14 protein-coding genes are annotated in these 17,504 nt (G+C 70.2%); 9 read left to right on the top strand and 5 right to left on the bottom strand.

Going from position 1 to position 17,504, the window contains the following annotated elements; translation table 11 throughout:
• The first annotated feature begins 94 nt into the window (after nucleotides 1–94).
• The 4 genes from ACRDSQ_RS01980 to ACRDSQ_RS01965 all read left to right on the top strand — a co-directional run bounded on the left by ACRDSQ_RS01980 (nucleotide 95) and on the right by ACRDSQ_RS01965 (nucleotide 6,069).
• A complete protein-coding gene (locus tag ACRDSQ_RS01980; protein ID WP_431418220.1) occupies nucleotides 95–1,645 on the top strand; it encodes a plasmid pRiA4b ORF-3 family protein in 1,551 nt (516 codons plus the stop codon).
• 80 nt (nucleotides 1,646–1,725) lie between these two features.
• Nucleotides 1,726–2,691, top strand: a complete 966-nt coding sequence (locus ACRDSQ_RS01975) for an MBL fold metallo-hydrolase (protein WP_431418218.1) — start codon at nucleotides 1,726–1,728, stop codon at nucleotides 2,689–2,691.
• Nucleotides 2,688–4,247 carry an FAD-dependent monooxygenase gene (locus ACRDSQ_RS01970; RefSeq protein WP_431418217.1) on the top strand — a complete coding sequence of 520 codons (1,560 nt, stop codon included), beginning with the start codon at nucleotides 2,688–2,690 and terminating at the stop codon, nucleotides 4,245–4,247. The genes ACRDSQ_RS01975 and ACRDSQ_RS01970 overlap by 4 nt, the downstream gene beginning before the upstream one ends.
• 346 nt (nucleotides 4,248–4,593) lie before the next feature.
• Nucleotides 4,594–6,069 carry an FAD-binding oxidoreductase gene (locus ACRDSQ_RS01965; protein WP_431418215.1) on the top strand — a complete coding sequence of 492 codons (1,476 nt, stop codon included), beginning with the start codon at nucleotides 4,594–4,596 and terminating at the stop codon, nucleotides 6,067–6,069.
• Nucleotides 6,070–6,076: 7 nt separating this feature from the next.
• On the opposite strand, the gene ACRDSQ_RS01960 is transcribed toward ACRDSQ_RS01965, so the two are convergent.
• Entirely contained in the window at nucleotides 6,077–7,555 is a 1,479-nt protein-coding gene (locus ACRDSQ_RS01960; protein ID WP_431418214.1) for an aldehyde dehydrogenase family protein, read from the bottom strand.
• Nucleotides 7,556–7,824: 269 nt separating this feature from the next.
• On the opposite strand from ACRDSQ_RS01960, the gene guaA reads away from it, so the two are divergent.
• Complete coding sequence (guaA, locus tag ACRDSQ_RS01955) at nucleotides 7,825–9,393, top strand: glutamine-hydrolyzing GMP synthase (protein ID WP_431418213.1); 1,569 nt, start codon at nucleotides 7,825–7,827, stop codon at nucleotides 9,391–9,393.
• A gap of 65 nt (nucleotides 9,394–9,458) precedes the next feature.
• On the opposite strand, the gene ACRDSQ_RS01950 is transcribed toward guaA, so the two are convergent.
• Entirely contained in the window at nucleotides 9,459–9,662 is a 204-nt protein-coding gene (locus ACRDSQ_RS01950; protein ID WP_431418212.1) for a hypothetical protein, read from the bottom strand.
• The gene (locus ACRDSQ_RS01945; RefSeq protein WP_431418211.1) at nucleotides 9,655–10,896 is read right to left on the bottom strand and encodes a PspC domain-containing protein; all 1,242 of its coding nucleotides are present in this window, start codon (nucleotides 10,894–10,896) and stop codon (nucleotides 9,655–9,657) included. Before ACRDSQ_RS01945 ends, ACRDSQ_RS01950 begins: the two co-directional genes overlap by 8 nt.
• Nucleotides 10,897–10,994: 98 nt before the next feature.
• Between ACRDSQ_RS01945 and ACRDSQ_RS01940 the strand changes: the two genes are divergently transcribed.
• Genes ACRDSQ_RS01940 through ACRDSQ_RS01930 form a run of 3 tightly spaced genes read left to right on the top strand, consistent with a single transcriptional unit; the run spans nucleotide 10,995 to nucleotide 13,862 of the window.
• On the top strand, nucleotides 10,995–12,275 hold the full coding sequence (locus tag ACRDSQ_RS01940) for a PspC domain-containing protein (protein WP_431418210.1): 1,281 nt from the start codon (nucleotides 10,995–10,997) through the stop codon (nucleotides 12,273–12,275).
• Nucleotides 12,272–12,946 (top strand): response regulator, encoded by a 675-nt coding sequence (locus ACRDSQ_RS01935; RefSeq protein ID WP_431418208.1) that lies wholly within the window; start codon nucleotides 12,272–12,274, stop codon nucleotides 12,944–12,946. Before ACRDSQ_RS01940 ends, ACRDSQ_RS01935 begins: the two co-directional genes overlap by 4 nt.
• Nucleotides 12,947–12,986: 40 nt before the next feature.
• Nucleotides 12,987–13,862: an XRE family transcriptional regulator gene (locus ACRDSQ_RS01930; RefSeq protein WP_431418207.1), complete on the top strand. Its 876-nt coding sequence runs from the start codon at nucleotides 12,987–12,989 to the stop codon at nucleotides 13,860–13,862.
• Here the strand turns inward: ACRDSQ_RS01930 and ACRDSQ_RS01925 are convergent.
• Nucleotides 13,859–14,755: a DMT family transporter gene (locus ACRDSQ_RS01925; RefSeq protein WP_431418206.1), complete on the bottom strand. Its 897-nt coding sequence runs from the start codon at nucleotides 14,753–14,755 to the stop codon at nucleotides 13,859–13,861. The genes ACRDSQ_RS01930 and ACRDSQ_RS01925 overlap by 4 nt on opposite strands.
• Before the next feature lie 127 nt (nucleotides 14,756–14,882).
• Here ACRDSQ_RS01925 and ACRDSQ_RS01920 point away from each other — a divergent pair, with 127 nt between their 5' ends.
• Complete coding sequence (locus ACRDSQ_RS01920) at nucleotides 14,883–15,782, top strand: LysR family transcriptional regulator (RefSeq protein WP_431418205.1); 900 nt, start codon at nucleotides 14,883–14,885, stop codon at nucleotides 15,780–15,782.
• Here the strand turns inward: ACRDSQ_RS01920 and ACRDSQ_RS01915 are convergent.
• Nucleotides 15,783–17,504, bottom strand: a 1,722-nt coding sequence (locus tag ACRDSQ_RS01915; protein WP_431418204.1) for a serine/threonine-protein kinase, incomplete at its 5' end; no start/stop codon positions are given. It lies immediately after the preceding gene.

Raw genomic sequence — 17,504 nt, 5'->3', positions numbered from 1 at the left:
CTTCAGGACGCACCCGACCCGAAGCGACTTGTCAGCATAGTGTGACGGTGAGGCCAGATTGGGGCGCAGCCACGGAGTTCGGCACAATCGGCTCATGAGTCCTGTGAGTCGCGGCCGCAAGACCAAGGCCAAGCGCGAGACCGCCCTGCGGTCGGTTCCCATGCCATTGACCGCTCCCGAGACATGCGACTGTCCTGCTTGCGTTGACGGGGAGTTGGACCCGGACACCCTGATCGATGACCTCATCGCGGGTGGCGCCGACCTGCTCGACGCCGAGGATCCGCTCGACGCGGAGATGATAGGCGCTAGTTTCGTGGCGGTCGGCGAGCTGGCAGGCGCGGATTTCACCGAGGTGCTGGCGGAGGGGATCATTCCCGCGATCGAGGCGCGGCAGACCCCCGGGGCTTTCGCCATGCTGCTGGCGATCGGTTCGGTGACCGACGAACCGATCGCCGCGCGGGCGTCATCGGCGGCCGGGCGGCTCGCCGAGGCTTGGATCGCCCAGCCCAAGTGGGCGGCTGAGCTGAGCGAACCGGTGACGGCGTCCGAGTGCTGGACGATGAGCGACGACGAGGGCGCGATCGCCGTGCTGGCCTGCACGTTCCATCGGGCCTCACGGTCGCACGCTGTCATGATGACTGTGGACCAGTTCGACTGTGGCGCCGCTGTCGACATCTACATGGTTGAGGCGGAGCAGCTGCCCGAGGCGTTGGCGATGATCGAGGCCGAAAGTGTCGCGCAGGGCTCGCCCTTCACGCGGGCCCAGGTGGACCCGGCCGAGTTCCGCTGGCAGGTCGACAAGGCGTTGGACGCGCGAGCGGTGCACGACGCCGAGGACGACCCGGACGACGAACCCCCATTCGATGAGGACGGGCCGAACTATGGGGCGCTGGCCCTGCTGGTCCGCGCCCGGATGAACGTCCTGCCGGTGTCCGACAAACCCAAGGCGGCGCACGACGGCGACTTGGCTGACTTGTCGCCCGATCTTCTGCGTGGCCTCTTCGGTGGCGGATCGCTCGGTGGCGGATCGCGCGGCATCGGCGGGCGCGGGTTCGCGGCGAAGCTGCCCGCGAAGCGGAAGAAGTCCGATGGGCCCGCGCCGGTGTATCAGATCAAGGTCGGGCTGCGGGGAGCGAAACCGCCGATCTGGCGGCGCCTGGAAGTGCCCGCGGATATCGGTCTGCCCAAGCTGCACGCGGTCATCCAGATCGCGTTCGACTGGGACGACAGCCACATGCACCTCTTCGAGACCGCGTTCGGCGAGTTCGGGCGGGCCGACGCCCAACTCGGTCACCGATCGGCCGATTCGGTGACGTTGGAGCAGGTCGCGCCGGAGGCGGGAGGCAAACTCCGCTACCTCTACGACTTCGGTGACTCCTGGGAGCATGACATCCTTGTGGAGAAGGTGCTCGACCGGGACAAGTCGGCCCGCTACCCCCGCTGCACGGGTGGACGCCGCGCCGCGCCGCCGGAAGACTGCGGCGGAGTATGGGGCTACGAGTACCTGGTCGACATCCTTGCCGATCCCGCTCACGATGAGCATGAAGACCGGATGGAATGGCTCGGTCTCGACAAGGCCACCGACTTCGACCCCGCTGCCTTCGACGCGGCTGCCATCACCGAGGAGCTGTCGACACTGCGCTGACCAGTTATCCGCTGACCAGTTGTCCACAGCCGAGGCCCGCCCTCTGTCGCGCGGCGCCGACCGGTGGCACTGTTGACCTCGTGACAAAGGCATTCGCGTCCAGTGCGGATCTGGGACAAAAAGTCGAGACGTTCACCGATCTCGCCGACGGCGTCTACGCGCTCACGGCCGAGGGCGACCCGAACGTCTGCGCCGTCGAGGGTGAGGACTTCCTGGTGTGCTTCGAGGCCAGGGCCACCCCAGTGGCGGCCCGGCGGTGGATCGACCAACTGCGGGAGCGGACCGACAAACCGGTCCGATACCTGGTCCTGAGCCACTACCACGCGGTCCGCACGCTGGGCGCGAGTGCGTTCGACGCCCAGGAGGTCGTCGCGCATGAGATGACCAGGGCGCTCATCGCCGAGCGGGGGGAAGCGGACTGGGCCAGTGAGTTCGGGCGGATGCCGCGGTTGTTCGAGGAGCCGGACAGCATTCCAGGGCTCACGTGGCCGACGATCACCTTCACCGACCGGTTGACCATTCCGCTCGGCGGCGACCGGGGCGATCTTGTCCTGGCTTACTGCGGCCGCGGGCACACCGCGGGCGACATTGTCGCCTGGCTGCCGAAGCACAAGATCCTGTTCGCCGGCGACCTCGTCGAGTCGCACGCCGCCCTCTACACCGGCGACGCCTTCCATGACGACTGGGCCACGTCCACTTTGGACACCGTGGCCGCGTTCGGCGCCGAGACGCTGGTCGGTGGCCGGGGGGCGGTCGCCTTTGGTCGTTCGGCAGTCGACGCCGCCGTCACGCAGAGCAGACATTTCCTCGACGAGTTGCGTCGCATCGTCGGCGAAGTCCACCGCCGCAAGGGAACCGTTGCCGAGGCGTTCACCGCGACCCTCGCCGCACTGGAGCCGGAGTATGGGCGCTGGCCGATCTTCGAGCACTGCCTTCCCTTCGACGTCCAGCGCTACTGGGACGAACTCGACGGAACCGACTGGCCGGTCGTCTGGACCGCCGAACGTGACCGCGAGGTCTGGGCGAGCCTGCGGGGGGAGAGGTGACCGAGCCGGTCCTCATCGTCGGCGCGGGCCCGGTCGGCCTGACTGGCGCGATTCTCCTTGCCCGCCAAGGCATCCCGACGGTCGTTCTGGAATCCCGCGAATCCCGGGCCATCATCGGCAGCCGGGCCATCTGCGTGCAGCGCGACATCCTGGACATCCTGGAGCGGGCAGGCGTCGGCCGGAAGGTCGTCGAGGCTGGGGTCACCTGGTACTCGGGCCGGATGTTCTACCGCGAGCACGAGGTGGTCGTCATGGCCTTCCCCGAGACGCCGCCCGGTCAGTTCCCCCCGTTCGTGAACACCCCGCAGAACATCGTCGAGCAGATCCTCGAAGACCAGGCGGCGCGAGAACCGCTGGTCGACTTGCGGTATGGCCACACTGTCGTCGCGTTCGCCCAGGACGATGACGGCGTCACCCTGTCCGTCGACACCCCGAGTGGCCGGGTCGACTTCCGCGGCACCCACTGCATCGCGGCCGACGGGGCGAGGTCCACGGTCCGCAAGTTGCTGGATTTGCCGTTCGAGGGTCGCTCATTCGACGACAAGTTCCTGATCACCGACATCCGCGCCAAGCTCGACTACCCGGTACCCGAGCGCCGCTTCTACTTCGACCCGGAGTGGAACCCTGGCAGGCAGGTGCTGCTGCACCCGCAGCCGGACTCCGTGTGGCGGATCGATTGGCAGGTCCCCGAGGACTTCGACCTCGACACCGAGCGGGAGAACGGCGGCCTGCATGCCCGCGTCCGGCAGGTCATCGGCGAGTCGACCGAGTACGAGTTGATCTGGGCCTCGGTCTACCGCTTCCACCAGCGGCGCGTCCCCCGGATGCGGGTCGACCGGGTGCTGCTGGCAGGCGACTCCGCCCACGTCATGAGCCCGTTCGGAGCCCGCGGGATGAACTCCGGCCTGGCCGACGTGGAGAACGCCGCCTGGAAGATCGCCGCGGTCCGGTCGGGCTGGGCGGGTCCCGGCCTGCTGGCCACCTACGACACCGAACGTGCCGCCGCCGCCGACGAGAACCTCAAGGTCACCGCCACCACCATGCGTTTCCTGGTCCCTGCCGACGACACCGAGCGCGCCCGCCGCCGCGACATCCTGGAACGCAGTGTCGACGACCCGTCGATCCGCTCCGAGATCAACTCGGGCAAGCTCTCCGAACCCTTCTGGTATCTCGATTCCCCACTGACCACGCGCGCGGGCAGCACGGCGGACTTCCCCACGGAGCCTGGTGCGGCCCGCCCGCCGGTCCCAGGTGTCATCTGCCCGGACGCACAACTCGGCGGCACGCGGCTGCGTGACACGTTCGGCCGGACCTTCACGGTGCTGCTCGGCCCGGATGCGATCGCTCCCGATGTCGTCGACTTGATCGTCCCGCCGGAATGCGTTCGGCTTTCTCCCGACGCCGCGAATGCGCTCCGACTCGGCCCCGCCGAGATGGCCCTTGTCCGGCCGGACGGCTATCTCGCCGCCATTCTTGGCGACCCGGAGGCGCCTGAGGACTTACCCGCGGCCATCCGTCGCGCATCCGGCTGGCCAAGCACGTCCATGGCGGGTTAGGAGCAGATCGCGCGGGCGAATCATTGGTTGCTGCCAGAAATCGCGGATGAATTGGAGGATAATGTAAGCGGTGATTTGACATGCGCCACGTGCCCTGTCGATCACGGGTGTTCCCACTAGGAAGTGCGCCAACAAAGACCGCGCAGACCGGCAGCCGGCTCGTCGGTGGGCTCACGGGCCTGGTCGGGCAGCCCGAGTTGGGCGAGTACGCCGGGGCCGTTGCGGGTGGCACGGGCGGTGGTGCGCTCGAGGGCATGGGCAATCCGTCCGTTCCCGTTCACCGTTGGGAACAGGACCAACTAGCACCACCCGCGTCCGAATGGTGCAATCGCACCCGGGAGGTGCGATGGGGATCAGCAGGCGGACGCTGCTCTGGGCCGTTGGCGTGGGCACGGCAGCCGCCGCCTGTTCCAAGCCCACCCTCCAACAGCAACCGTCGTCCGCCCCGCCCTCGACCAGGCCCGCGGCTGTCCCGCTGGACTGGGAGGGGCTTCGCGTCCGGGTCGCGGCCCTGAGCCAGCCCGGTTCATCGGACTTCGACGTAGCCCGCCGCTCCTACAACACGCTGTTCGACCGCGGCAATCCCGCGGCGGTGGCCACGGTCCAGACCCCGGAGCAGGTCCAGGCCTGCCTGGAGGTCGCCCGCAACTCCTCCCTGCCCATCGCCGCCCGCAGTGGTGGCCACAGCTACGCGGGGTACTCGGTCCCGGACACCGGTCTCGTCGTCGACCTCAGGGGCATGAACAAGGTCGAACTCCAAGGCAACACCGCGACGATCGGCGCGGGCGCGCGGCTGTTCGACGTTTACCCGGCGCTCGCCAAGTCCGGCCGCTGCATCCCCGCCGGTTCCTGCCCGTCGGTGGGCATCGGCGGGCTCACCCTCGGCGGCGGAGTCGGGGTCCTCTCCCGGAAATACGGCCTGACCTGCGACAAACTGATCTCCGCCCAGGTCGTCACCGCCGACGGCGTCCTGCGTACGGTCAGCGCGGAGGTCGACCCGGACTTGTTCTGGGCGTTGCGCGGCGGCGGTGGTGGCAACTTCGGCATCGTCACCTCGTTCACCTTCGCCACCGACCCGGCCCCGGACCTGGTCGTCTTCCAGCTCACCTTCCCCGCCGGATCGGCCCCGGCGGTGATCGGCGCCTGGCAGGGCTGGGTGGCCCAGGCTCCCGCCGACCTCTGGTCGAACTGCGTCATCTCCGCGGGCGCGCCCCCAGGAGTCCGGGTGGGCGGGTCGTTCGCGGGTTCGCAGTCGGCTCTCAGCCCACTGCTCGACGCCCTGGTCAAGGCGGCGGGCACGAAACCGACGAATCGCTTCGCCAGCCGCCGCGGCTACCTCGACGCCATGCGCTACTTCGGCGGCTGCATGAACCGGTCATGCGCACCGGACGCGCAGCCGCGGGAGGCGTTCGTGGCGTCCTCCCGGATCCTGCGCCGGCCGCTGAGCGACCCGGGGAAGCTGGCCGACCTGCTCGTCGGCCGGGTTGACATGGATATCCTGCTCGACTCGCTCGGCGCGGCGGTGGCGGCGGTCAAACCCGCCGACACCGCCTTCCCGCACCGCGATGCGCTGGCCACCGTCCAGGTTTTCCAGAAGGCCACCGCCGACGGCCACGACTCCGCCGCCCGTGCCATCGCCGAAGTGCGCGACGGGATCAGCGCGCTCGGCGCCCGCGGCGGATACGTGAACTACATCGAAGCAGCCATGCCCGACTGGGGTGTCATGTACTACGACACCAACCTCAGCCGCCTGCACGACATCGCCCGCCGCTACGACCCGGACCGGATCTTCACCTTCGCCCAGTCGATCCACCGGGCCTGAAGTCACGTCAGAGGTCGATTCCGGTGAGGACCATGATCTGGTCCTCCGTGTAGTCCGCCATCGCCGACCGCACACCCTCGCGCCCGGTGCCGGAACCCTTCACGCCGCCGTACGGCATCTGGTCGGCCCGGTAGGACGGCACGTCGCCGATGACCACGCCACCGACTTCCAGTTCCGCCGTCGCCCGGAACGCCACCTTCAGGTCGTTGGTGAACACCCCGGCCTGCAGCCCGTACTCCGTGCCGTTGGCCAGCGCGAACGCCTCGTCGACCGAGTCGACGACGCTGACCACCAACACCGGTCCGAAGACCTCTTCGCAGCTGACCTTGGCTGTGGCCGGGACATCGGTGAGGACCGTCGGCTCCACCGTCGTGCCCTTGCGGGCGCCGCCGGTCAGCACCTTCGCTCCGGCGTCGACTGCCTCGCTGATCCACTCGGCGACCCGGGCGGCGTTGTCCTCGTCGATCAGCGGCCCGACCTCCACCTCCGGGTCGTGTGGGTCGCCGGTGCGCAGGCCCGAGACGGCGGTGACGAGGGCGGGCACGAAGGCCTCGGCCACGTCCCGGTGCACAATCACCCGCTGCACCGCGATGCACGACTGGCCACCCTGGTAGTTGCCGAAGAGCGCTATCCGCTGGGCCGCGCGGTCGAAGTCCGTCCAGTCCGGACAGACGATGGCAGCGCTGTTGCTGCCCAACTCCATCACCACATGCTTGCGCGGCGCCGACCGCATGATCCCCCAGCCGACCTTGGTCGACCCGGTGAACGAGATCACCGGCAGCCGAGGGTCCTCCACCAGCGTCGACATGTCCGACCCGCGGACCGGCAGCACGGAGAACGCCCCGGCGGGCAGGTCCGTCTCCGCGAGGATCTCCCCGAGCAGCAGGGCCGACAGCGGTGTCGCCGAGGCAGGCTTGATGATCACCGGGGCGCCGACCGCGAGCGCGGGTGCGACTTTGTGTGCCACCAGGTTCAGCGGAAAGTTGAACGGCGCCACCGCCAGCACCGGCCCGCGCGGCCGCCGCCGGATCAGGCCCAGCCTGCCCTCGCCGTTCGCGTCGGTGTCGAGCCGCTGCAGGTCGCCGACGAACCGGCGCGCCTCCTCCGCGGCGAAGCGAAAGGTCGACACCGCCCTCGCGACCTCGATCTCAGACCACTTCAGTGGCTTGCCGTTCTCCGCGGTGATCGTCTCGGCGATCTCCTCCGACCGCTCGGCCAGCGCCCGCGACACGTGGTCCAAGGCGGCGGCGCGCACATGTGCCGGTGTGGACCGGAACGCCTTCGCCACGGCCACGGCCGCCGCGATCGCGCGCTCGACGTGGTCGGCTTCCGGCACGGATACCGTCGCCACGTCGGTGCCGTCGTACGGGTGGTGCACATCGAGGGTCTGTCCGCTGCTCTCCGGCCTGCCCGCCACCCAGAACGGGCGCGGCTTGGCCGCGATGACATCCCCGTCATCGTCGTCAGTGTTGTCGTGCGTGGTCATGTCACAACCGTAGGCCCGAGCCCCGCCCGAGGCTCGCCAAGCTACGATGGCCGTGGCTGACCGACGATGGTGGCTAGGGTTCCGCCGCTCCGACCAGGGGCGGGTCTGGTTCGAGCGCCACGGAAAACCTGCGCGGCACGGTGCGCAGGCAGGCATCTCCGGGAGAGAAACCCAGGGAGGGACCGGTCGGCACACAGTGCTGCTTGCTGTGTGCCGAGAAGGTTCCACACCCCCTTCCCGGCTTCCGGCAACTGACGGAAGGTAGCCACATGACTGACACCCGACCCGTTCTGGTGGTCGACTTCGGCGCGCAGTACGCGCAGCTGATCGCCCGCCGGGTCCGTGAGGCCCAGGTCTACTCCGAGGTCGTCCCGCACACCGCGACCGTCGAGGAGCTGCTCGCGAAGGACCCGTCCGCGATCGTCCTGTCCGGCGGCCCGTCGAGCGTGTACGCCGAGGGCGCCCCCAAGGTCGACCCGGCCCTGTTCGAGGCGGGCGTCCCGGTCTTCGGCATCTGCTACGGCTTTCAGGCCATGGCAGGCGCGCTCGGCGGCACCGTCGAGCACACCGGCACCCGCGAGTTCGGCCGCACGGACATCGCGGTCACCGGCGGCGACCTCCGCGGCGTTCTGCATGATGACCTTCCTTCCCGGCACCCGGTCTGGATGAGCCACGGCGACTGCGTGACCAAGGCCCCCGAGGGCTTCACCGTCACCGCGTCCTCCGAAGGCGCCCCCGTGGCCGCGTTCGAGAACGTCGAGCGCCGCTTCGCCGGCGTGCAGTACCACCCCGAGGTCGCGCATTCGCCGCACGGCCAGGAAGTCCTGCGCCGCTTCCTGCACGACATCGCCGGTGTCCGTCCACAGTGGACGACGTCGTCGATCGTCGAGGAACAGGTCGCGCGCATCCGCGAGCAGGTCGGCGACGGCAAGGCGATCTGCGGCCTGTCCGGCGGTGTGGACTCCGCGGTCGCCGCGGCCCTGGTCCACCGCGCCATCGGCGACCGCCTGACCTGCGTCTTCGTCGACCACGGTCTGCTTCGCGCTGGGGAGCGCGCCCAGGTCGAGCGCGACTACGTCACCGCGACCGGCGTGCGGCTCGTCACGGTCGATGCCCGAGAGCGCTTCCTCGACGCGCTGGCCGGGGTCACCGACCCCGAGGAGAAGCGCAAGATCATCGGCCGCGAGTTCATCCGGGTCTTCGAGCAGGCCGAGCTGGACCTGCAGGCCGAGGCGGGCGGCGACAAGTACCGCTTCCTGGTCCAGGGCACCCTCTACCCCGACGTCGTCGAGTCCGGCGGCGGCGCGGGCGCGGCCAACATCAAGAGCCACCACAACGTCGGCGGCCTGCCCGACGACCTCGACTTCGAGCTGGTCGAGCCGCTGCGCGCGCTGTTCAAGGACGAGGTTCGCCGGGTCGGCCTGGAGCTGGGCCTGCCGGAGACGATCGTGCACCGCCAGCCGTTCCCCGGGCCGGGCCTGGGCATTCGGATCATCGGCGAGGTCACCGCGACGAACCTGGAGATCCTGCGGTCGGCCGACGCGATCGCCCGCGAGGAACTCACCGCCGCCGGTCTCGACCGCGACATCTGGCAGTGCCCGGTCGTGCTGCTCGCCGACGTCCGCAGCGTCGGCGTCCAAGGCGACGGCCGCACCTACGGCCACCCGGTCGTGCTGCGCCCGGTGTCGAGCGAGGACGCCATGACCGCCGACTGGACGCGCCTGCCCTACGACGTCCTGGAGCGCGTCTCGACCCGCATCACCAACGAGGTCGCCGAGGTCAACCGGGTCGTGCTCGACGTGACGAGCAAGCCGCCGGGCACGATCGAGTGGGAGTAGTCCTTTCGATGCCGAACGGCCCGGTCACGATGACCGGGCCGTTCGCTTTGTGAGTGGCTGTCCGCCTATTTGTTCTTGCCCCGCATGGTCGATCCGAGCAGCAGCATCAGTCCGCCGAGGACCGCGCCTCCCGCCACGAACCACCGGGCGTCCGGCAGCGCCTGCCAGATCGCGCCGTCGGTCAGCACGAACGCCGACACCAGCAGCGTCGCGATCCCGGCGATCAGCGCGAACGGGTCGATCCGCTTCTTGCTCGACTGCTCAGCCACGACGCACCTCCACGGCTCCCGGCCCGCTCACGATCGCGTCGAGTTCGATGACCAGACCGCCCTTGCCGTCAGATCCCTCATCGGTCTTCGACACCTTCGAGTCCGGCCCCTCCTCCTCCGAGCCCAGACACGCCACCGAACCCACCCCGACGGAGCACTTCACCGTGACGTCGGCCGTCTCCGGCACGATCACGGTCACGTCGCCCACGCCGACCTTCGCCTTCGTCTTCACCTCACCGCTTTCGGGCAGTTCCCGCAGGTCCAGGGTCACCGACCCAAGGTTGCGCTGATAGCTGGTCTGTACCTGCTCGATGGTCATCGGCTTTTCGTTGACCTCGCCGACCCCCTCCGCGGTGATCCCGGAAGGCCACACCACGGTCATCGCGATGCCGGTCGCCGCCAGCGGAACCGCCAGCCCGATCAGCCCGCGACCCCCACCGCTGAACGCGCCCGCCACCAGGCCGAGACCGAGAATCCCCAGCACCACGCCGATCCCGTGCTGCAGGGTCAGCCAGCCACCGGTGTCGGGTCCGATCAGCACACCCACGCCGACCGCGAGGAACACGAACGCCATGGTCACCAAGCCGACCTTGGACCGCCTGCGTGGCGCGGGCGGCTCCGGGTCGGGCTCGCGGCTGCTCGGCTCCGGCAGGTCCCACGCGAACGGAGCCGCGCCCAACGGGTCCCAGGCGGGCGGCTGCTGCCGCGCTTCGTAGCCGGGCTGGATCGGGTCCCACACCACGGTCGGCCCCGCCTCCATCTCCGAGGTCCGCGCGGCGGCGGGCCGGACGGTGCCCAGGTGCGACCGGTGCCGGTGCAGCAGGAACAGCGACCCGCCGATGAGCGCGACGGCGATGAACCCGCTGAAGTCGCGGTCGAAGAACCACCAGAACGCCGGGAACATCGCCACGCAGAGCGCCACGGTGAACGTCGTCGAACTGGAGCTGCGGCCGTGCCCCGCGAGCGCCTCCATCGGGGAGGCCTCGTCGTCCTCCTCGGCCAGGAACAGCCAGCCGAGCAGGTAGGCGAGCACGCCCGCGCCGCCATAGAAGGTCGCGACCACGAAGGCCACGCGGACAATGACCGGATCGATGCCGTAGCGGGCACCGATGCCCGCGGCGACGCCCGCGATCTTGCGGCCCTGTCGAGGCCGCCGCGGGCGGGTCGCCCAGAAGTCCTTGAGCGTGTCCTCCACGCTCGGTGCGCTGTGCGCTTTAGTCGATTCGCCACTCACGAGAGAAAGCATGGCCGCCGGAGCGGGGCGCGCACATCCGGGAACGACCCTGACATCGGCTTCAGGGTGGATCCCCGATGTGGCCCTGGCTTGCGCGTGTGAGCATTCTTGGTGTGGAAGCACAGATCCTCGAGGAGGTCGACGCGGACCAGCAGCGGGCTCAGTCGAACACGGTGGCGGTGCCGGACCCGGTCCGGCTGCATCGCCGCCGGTCCGGTCGCGCGGTCGCGGGCGTCGCGGGCGGTGTCGCCGACCACCTCGGCGTCGACGTGCTGTGGGTGCGGATCGCCTTCGCCCTGCTCGCCTCGCTCGGCGGCGCGGGCGTGCTCGCTTACGGCCTGCTCTGGATCTTCGCACCGCAGCAGCCGGACGACGCACGGTCCATCTCGACCAGGGAACGCCAGCAGGCCTACGGTCTGATCGCGCTCGGCGCGGGCCTCACGGTCGGCGCGGGCACGCTGTCCGGCGTCGTCAGCGGCTGGGTCGCGGGCGGCCTCGGGGTCGCCCTCGTCGGCGCGGCCGTCGTCTGGCGCGAGGCCGACCAGTCGCAGCGCCGCCGGGCCAAGGGCGCGCTGCTCGGCGCCGGTGGCAGGCCCGCGCTGCTGCGGGTGCTGACCGGCGCGACCCTGGTGATCACCGGCATCGTCCTGTTCCTGATCAGCAGCATCGGCCTCAACCAGGTGCAGTTCACCCTGCTCGCGGTGCTCGCAGCCCTGGTCGGCGTCGGTGTGCTGACCGTCCCGTGGTGGCTGAAGCTGGTCCGCGACCTCGGCGAGGAGCGGCGCGCCCGCATCCGCACCGAGGAACGCGCCGAGATCGCCGCGCACCTGCACGACTCCGTGCTGCAGACACTTGCCCTGATCCAGAAGCAGGCGGAGGCGCCACGCGAGGTCCTGCGGCTCGCGCGCGGCCAGGAGCGGCAGCTGCGCAGCTGGCTCTACGGCCCGTCCGGCTACGGCCGCGCGGTCGACGGTCTGGCCCACGGCACCCTCTCCGACGCCGTCGCCCGCGCCGCGGGCGAGGTGGAGGACACCTTCGCGATCAAGGTCAGCCACGTCGTCGTCGGCGACTGCGAACTCGACGAGCGCCTGGTGGCCGTGGTCATGGCGGCCCGGGAGGCGATGGTCAACGCGGCCAAGCACGCCGGGGTCGCCGAGGTGTCGGTGTACGCCGAGGTCGAACCCGAGACGGTCACCGTGTTCGTCCGCGACCGGGGCAACGGATTCGACCCGGACAGCGTTCCCGACGACCGGCACGGGCTCGCAGACTCGATCAGGGGCAGGATGGAGCGCAACGGTGGTGAGATCCGGCTGCGAAGCGCGCCCGGGGACGGCACCGAGGTCCAGCTCAACATGCCGCGCGCGAAGGTGACCACATGACCGAAGAGACCCAGTCCCGCCAGCCCGTGCGCGTTTTCCTGGTGGACGACCACAGCATGTTCCGCGCCGGAGTGCGCGCCGAACTCGACACGATCACCGACGACATCGAGGTGATCGGTGAGGCGGGCACGGTCGGCGAGGCCGTCGCCGGGATCAGCCACCTCAAGCCAGACGTGGTCCTGCTCGACGTGCACATGCCCGACGGCGGCGGCGCCGAGGTGCTGCGCCAGTCCCGCAAGGCCACCCCGGACGTGGTGTTCCTCGCGCTGTCGGTGTCCGACGCCGCCGAGGACGTCATCGCGGTGATCCGCGCGGGCGCCCGCGGCTACGTCACCAAGACGATCTCCAGCCAGGAACTCGCCAAGGCGGTCGTGCGGGTCGCCGACGGCGACGCCGTGTTCTCGCCGCGACTGGCCGGTTTCGTCCTCGACGCCTTCGCCGACCGGCCGGGCGCGGCGCCGATCAGCGACCCGGAACTCGACCTGCTGACCCCGCGCGAACGCGACGTGCTGCGCCTGCTGGCCCGCGGCTACGCCTACAAGGAGATCGCCGCGGAGCTGTTCATCTCGGTGAAGACCGTGGAGACCCACGTGTCCAGCGTCCTGCGCAAGACCCAGCTGTCGAACCGCTATGAGCTGTCCCGCTGGGCGTCGGACCGCAGGCTCGTCTGATCTCTTTCCCAGCTGTGGACGCGACGGTTAACGTGTTCCCGTGAGTGACTCCGCCTTCGCCACCGCCCTTCGTGAGGCGATCCGGGCACGCGGAATCAGCATGGAGCGGATCCGCGACCGGTTGCGTGAGCGGGGCACGCCGGTCAGCGTCGCGACCCCGAGCTACTGGCAGTCCGGCCGCAGCCAGCCCGAACGCCAGTCGTCCCTTGCTGCTGTCGGACACCTTGAGCAGGTCCTGGAACTGGACCCCGGCGCGCTAATCAGCCTGTTGGGGGCGCCCCGGCCCCGCGGTCGCGCGGTCACCAGAGAGGCGATCGGCTTAGGCGACCTGTGGCCCGAGCCGCTCAACAACGTGCTGACCCGTGTCGACACGACCTGGGACACCCGGCTGAGCCGGATCAGCCTGCACGACCGCGTGGTGATCGGCCCGGACCGCACCGAACGCTGCCAGTCGATCCGCCAGGTGCTGCGCGCCGAGGAGGACGGCGTCGACCGGTGGGTGGGGATCTTCCAGGTGGACGCCCCGGGCACCCCGCTGCCGGTGACGCGCGCGGTGTGGAACTGCCGGATCGGCACCGTCAGCGTCGATCTCGACGCAGGCCTGAGCGTCACCGAACTGATCTTCCCCAAGCCGCTCGCGCGCGGGGAGACGATCCTCACCGAACACGCATTGGACAACCCGTCACCGCAGCCGCGGTCGGTGATGTACGAGCGCCGGTGCAGGCTGCCGGTGAAGGAAATCCTGCTGGAGATCCGCTTCGACCCTTCGGCATTGCCCAGCAGGTGCGTGCACTACACGGTGGTCGACGGCCACGAACGCCCCCGCGTCCTGACCTTGGATGCCGAAGGGTCGGTGCACGCCCTGGCCAACGACTTCGGCCCCGGCCGCTTCGGCATCCGCTGGGAGTGGGATTAGATCTTGGCCGCCATGGCGGGCACCGGTTCGACCGGGACCAGCACGGGCTTGCGCTGCCAGCGGGTCATCCCGACCCCGATCAGCACCACGACCATGCCCGCGATCACCCGCAGCGTGATCTGCTCGCCGAGCGCCACCGCGCCCAGCAGGACGGACACCACCGGCAGCAGGTAGCCGACCGTGGTGGCGTTCGTCGCGCCCTCGTCGGCGATCAGCCGGTAGTTCAGCGCGAAGGCGAAGCCGGTGCCGAAGACCCCGAGGATGCCCACCGCGATCAGGGCGGTGGCGTTGAGGTTGACCGGCTGCAGTCCGCCGACCGGCACGGCGACGGCGGTCAGACCGGTCGCGGTGAGCAGTTGAGCCGCGGACAGCGCGATCGGCGCGGTGCCGCGTCCGGAGATCTTGCGGCCGATATAGGCGTAGCTGACCGCGTAGCTCAGGGCGGCGCCCAGGATCGCCAGGGCGTCCCAGCTCGCCACGCCTGCCTTCTCCCACGGCGCGAAGATCAGCAGCGTCCCGAGGAAGCCGAGCAGCAGGCCGCCGAGGCGCACCGGGCCCAGGTTCCCGCGCTCGGAGCCGATGACGATGCCGATCAGCAGCGCCCACAGCGGCGTCGTCGCGTTCAGCACCCCCGCGATACCGGTGTCGACGGTCCGCTCACCCACCGCGAACAGCACGAACGGCAGCGCGTTGCCGAAGAACGCCGCGAAGACCAGGTGCCCCCACACCGTGCGGTCCGTGGGCAGCCGGTGCCGCTGCGAATAGCAGAGGACGAGCACCACGACGGCGCCCAACGCACACCGCGTCACCGCGATCTGCATCGGCGACAGGCCGGTCAGCGCGAGCTTGATCCACAGGAAGCTCGATCCCCAGAGCAGGGCCAACAAGCCCATTCGCACCAACGTCGCCCGGCCACCGCTGATCACTGGATTCCTCCCCCTGCTCGACAGCGGTTACGTTGCCTTACGCAACTTGGCAGGACAAGTGAAATGTTATGCATCGACCGTTAAGCTGAGCTACATGCTTGACGTTCGACGGATGCAGGTCCTGCGCGCGGTGGTCACCAGCGGCTCGGTCACCGCGGCGGCCACGAACCTCGGCTACACGCCATCGGCGATCAGCCAGCAGATCGCGGCGCTGGAGAAACAGGCCGGGCTGGCCCTGCTCGAACGGGTCGGCCGCGGCGTGCAGCCCACCGCCGCGGGCAGGCTGCTCACCGAGCACGCGGCAACCATCAGCCAGAACCTGGCCGAGGCCGAGACGGCGCTGGCCGACCTCCGCGACGGCCGCACCGGCAGGCTGGCGATCCGCTACTTCGCCACCGCCGGGGCCGCGCTGGTGCCGCCCGCCCTGGCCAAGCTGCGCCGGGACCACCCGGGCGTGCAGGTCGACCTCAAGCTGATCGACCCGGAGAGCCCGCTGCCCGAGGTCGAAACCGGGCGGGCCGACCTCGCGATCGTCGTGCATCCCCACCAGGGCCCGCTGCGCGGCGGCGTCCGGCTCATCCACCTGCTCGACGACCCGTACCGGGCCGTCCTCCCGCGAGGCCACCGGCTGGCGAAAAAGCGCGTTCTGGACCTGGCCGACCTGGCCGACGAGCCGTGGATCGGCAACGAGTGGCCCGCGGGCCCGTGCCTGCGGGTGATGCTCGACGCCTGCGCCGCGGCCGGGTTCAGCCCGAACCTCGTGGTCGAGAGCGAGGACTACACGACGGCCCAAGGCTTCGTCGCAGCCGGTCTGGGCATCAGCGTGATCCCGCAGATGGGACTCGGCAGCCGCCACCCCGGGGTCGTGGTGCGCAAGCTGCGCCGACCGGAGCCGATCCGGGCGATCCACGCCGCCGTGCGCGAGTCCTCGATGAACCAACCCGCCCTGCGCGACCTGATCGAGGCGCTGCGGGAAGCCGCCGAGTCGCGCTGATCAGCCTTCGGAGCGGCCGCGGCGGGCGAAGTTGTCGATCTTGATGGTGCCGTCGACCTCGACCATGACCCACGTGTACCGCTCGGTCGAGGCGTTGTCGTCCTTGCTGAACCGGACGTCGCCCTCGATCTTGTTGTTCTCGGCCTTGGCCGACAGCAACTCGACCTCGTCGATCGCGTCGTAGAACTTCTTGAAGTTGTCGAAGCCACTGGACTTGGCCCGGGCGCGCTCGGTGAGCAGCGCCCACGCGGCCGCCGGATCGTCGGGCAGCAGCGCGTAGTAGGCCTTCAGAGCCTGCTCGTACTGGGCCTCGGTCGGCTTGTCCGGCGTCGTCGTCGTGGTGGTCGGCTCAGTCGTCGTGGTCGTCGGCTTGGTGGTGGTCACCTTGGTCGTCGTCACCGGCGCGGGGTTCGAGCTGGTGGCTGTGGCCTTCGGCGGATCGTTGCTGGTGAGCAGGCTGGCCACCAGAATCCCGATCAGTGCGGCACCGATGATCGCCAGGACGGTCAGGATGATCGACCGCGCGTCATGCTTGCGCGCGGGCTCCGGCCGCCGGGCGGCGGGCCGGGACCCGCCAGGAGGTGTCCGCGGACCGGAACCACCAGGCGGGGTGCGCGGTCCGCCGCCCGGCGGGGTGCGTGGATTGGTGCCGCCGGGGGGCGTGCGCGGACCGGACGACATCGCGGACATGCGGTGCGGCTCGGCCCGGTTCATCGGACCCGACTGGTGCGGCTCGGCGAACGGGTTGACGTCGAGCCGGGTGCCGGGCGGGAATCCACTGGCGGGGGTCGGCGGCGGGCCCATCGGGCGCTGCGGCGGAGGTTGCTGTTGCTGCTGAGGCTTGGGGTACGGATCCGTCCGCTGGTTCGCCAGCGCGATGGACGGCAACGGCTTGCCCGCGGCGACCGCCGCCAGCGCGTCCCGGGCCGCCGTCATCGTCGGCCGCTCGTTCGGGTCGGCGCGCAGCAGCTGCATCAGCAGCGCGGTGAGCACACCGGCCTGCCGCGGCGGCTGCACCTTGCCCGCCGCGACGGCGTACAGCAGCGCCAGGGTGTTCTCACTCAGCCCGAACGGCGAGTGCCCCTCGACCGCGGTGTACAGCGTCGAACCCAGGGAGAACACGTCGGCGGCCGACGTCGGGTTCTCGCCCTTGGCCACCTCCGGCGCCAGGTAGGCGGGGGTGCCCGCGAGCATCCCGGTCGCGGTGACGGTGATGTCGCCGGTCGCCCGGGAGATGCCGAAGTCGGTGATCTTGACCGTGCCGTCCTCGCCGAGCAGGACGTTGGCGGGCTTGACGTCGCGGTGCACGATCCCGGCCGCGTGCGCGGCCACGAGAGCGGCGGCGACCTGCGAACCGATCCGCGCGGCCTCGACCGGCGCGAGGAACTCACGCTCGTTGAGCACCGTCGCCAGGCTCTTCGACGGCAGGTACTCCATGATCAGCCACGGTTCGCCGTCGTGTTCGGCGACGTCGTAGACGGTGATGGCGTTCGGGTGGGCGAGCCGGGCCGCGATTCGGCCTTCCCGCATCGCCCGCTGCCGCGCCTCCTCGGCCTGCTCGGCCGACAGGCCCGGCTGGGAGAGGAGCTGCTTGACCGCGACCGTGCGGTGCAGCCGGTCGTCGTGCGCCTGCCAGACCACACCCATGGCACCGCTGCCGATGCGGGAACCAAGCCGGTAGCGCCCGGCGACCATGACCTGCTCGTCGGTCATCTGGGCTCC

It is taken from the genome of Actinokineospora sp. (genome assembly GCF_050699995.1).
Classification (GTDB): Bacteria; Actinomycetota; Actinomycetes; order Mycobacteriales; family Pseudonocardiaceae; genus Actinokineospora.
The sequence above is the reverse complement of the archived record's forward strand: the minus strand, read 5'-3'. Positions and strand labels throughout refer to the sequence as shown.

Bases quoted from the DNA above. Each gene is read 5' to 3' on its own strand.
- ACRDSQ_RS01980 (WP_431418220.1), top strand. From the start codon at position 95: ATGAGTCCTGTGAGTCGCGGCCGCAAGACCAAGGCCAAGCGCGAGACC.
- ACRDSQ_RS01965 (WP_431418215.1), top strand. From the start codon at position 4,594: ATGGGGATCAGCAGGCGGACGCTGCTCTGGGCCGTTGGCGTGGGCACG.
- ACRDSQ_RS01960 (WP_431418214.1), bottom strand. From the start codon at position 7,555: ATGACCACGCACGACAACACTGACGACGATGACGGGGATGTCATCGCG.
- guaA (WP_431418213.1), top strand. From the start codon at position 7,825: ATGACTGACACCCGACCCGTTCTGGTGGTCGACTTCGGCGCGCAGTAC.
- ACRDSQ_RS01935 (WP_431418208.1), top strand. From the start codon at position 12,272: ATGACCGAAGAGACCCAGTCCCGCCAGCCCGTGCGCGTTTTCCTGGTG.
- ACRDSQ_RS01925 (WP_431418206.1), bottom strand. From the start codon at position 14,755: ATGGGCTTGTTGGCCCTGCTCTGGGGATCGAGCTTCCTGTGGATCAAG.
- ACRDSQ_RS01920 (WP_431418205.1), top strand. From the start codon at position 14,883: ATGCTTGACGTTCGACGGATGCAGGTCCTGCGCGCGGTGGTCACCAGC.